1 protein-coding gene is annotated in these 254 nt (G+C 50.8%); it reads right to left on the bottom strand.

Features of this window, described 5'->3' with window-relative positions:
* Positions 1-245, bottom strand: a 245-nt coding sequence (locus tag AB9K26_RS00735) for a hypothetical protein (protein ID WP_369970631.1), incomplete at its 3' end; no start/stop codon positions are given.
* Between the last annotated feature and the right edge of the window lie 9 nt (positions 246-254).

Below are 254 nucleotides of genomic sequence, written 5' to 3' on the forward strand. Positions count from 1 at the left end.
GTATCCTCAACGGTAATGGTCTGGTCAAGTGACACTGAGTTTCCGCATTCATCGGTAGCGGTCCAAGTTCTTGTGATGGTTTCGGTGTTACCACAACCAGGAGCTGAAGCATCGGAATAAGTTACGGTCACGTTACCACAAGTATCGGTGGCCGTAGCCGTTCCAGTAGCTGCAGGATCGGTACTTTCGGTACATTCCACGGTAGCATCGCTAGGCAATGTAAGCACTGGCGCAGTAGTGTCCACGACGTTTAT

Source organism: Psychroserpens sp. XS_ASV72, from assembly GCF_041224425.1.
In the GTDB taxonomy this organism is placed as follows: domain Bacteria; phylum Bacteroidota; class Bacteroidia; order Flavobacteriales; family Flavobacteriaceae; genus Psychroserpens.